We start from the raw sequence: 1,135 nt of genomic DNA on the forward strand, positions 1-1,135 counted from the left end.
TTACGGGAGGTTGCGGGCCATGACGATGCGCTGGACCTGGTTGGTGCCTTCGTAGATCTGGGTGATCTTGGCGTCGCGCATCATGCGCTCGACGGGGTAGTCGCGGGTGTAGCCGTAGCCGCCCAGGAGCTGGACGGCGTCGGTGGTGACCTCCATGGCGACGTCGGAGGCGAAGCACTTGGCCGCGGCGCCGAAGAAGGTCAGGGCCTCCTTGTCACCTCCGGCGGACACGCGCTCGGACTTGGCGGCGGCGGCGTAGGTGAGCTGGCGGGCGGCCTCGAGCTTCATGGCCATGTCGGCGAGCATGAACTGCACGCCCTGGAAGTCGGCGATCGGCTTGCCGAACTGCTTGCGCTCGGTGACGTAGCCCTTGGCGTAGTCCAGGGCGCCCTGGGCGATGCCGATGGCCTGGGCGGCGATGGTGATCCGGGTGTGGTCCAGGGTCTTCATCGCGGTGGCGAAACCGGTGCCCTCCGCCCCGATCATCCGGCTCGCCGGGATCCGCACGTTGTCGAGGTAGACCTCCCGGGTCGGGGAGCCCTTGATGCCGAGCTTCTTCTCCGGCGCCCCGAACGACACGCCCTCGTCGGACTTCTCCACCACGAACGCGGAGATGCCCTTGGACCGCTTCTCGGGATCGGTGACGGCCATCACCGTGTAGAACTCCGACTCCCCGGCGTTGGTGATCCACCGCTTCACACCGTTGAGGACGTAGAAGTCGCCGTCCCGCACCGCCCGGGTCTTCATCCCCGCCGCGTCCGAGCCGGCGTCCGGCTCCGACAGGCAGTACGAGAACATCGCGTCCCCCTTGGCCAGCGGCCCGAGGTACCGGTGCTTCAGCTCCTCCGACCCCGACAGGATCACCGGCAGCGAGCCCAGCTTGTTCACCGCCGGGATCAGCGACGAGCTGCCGCACACCCGCGCGACCTCCTCGATCACGATCACCGTCGCCAGCGCGTCCGCCCCCGCACCCCCGTACGTCTCCGGCACATGCACCGCGTGCAGATCCGCCGCCACCAGCGCGTCCAGCGCCTCCCGGGGGAACCGGCCCTCCTCGTCCACCGCCGCCGCGAACGGCGCGATCTTCGCCTCCGCCAGCGCACGAACCGTCTCCCGGAGCATGTCGTGCTCCTCC

1 protein-coding gene is annotated in these 1,135 nt (G+C 69.3%); it reads right to left on the reverse strand.

Annotated elements, in window-relative coordinates:
• Positions 1-1,135 (reverse strand): acyl-CoA dehydrogenase family protein (locus tag ABZY12_RS34385; protein ID WP_356897399.1); only part of this gene is annotated, 1,135 nt, incomplete at its 5' end.

Source organism: Streptomyces sp. NPDC006551 (assembly GCF_040611675.1).
Lineage (GTDB): Bacteria > Actinomycetota > Actinomycetes > Streptomycetales > Streptomycetaceae > Streptomyces.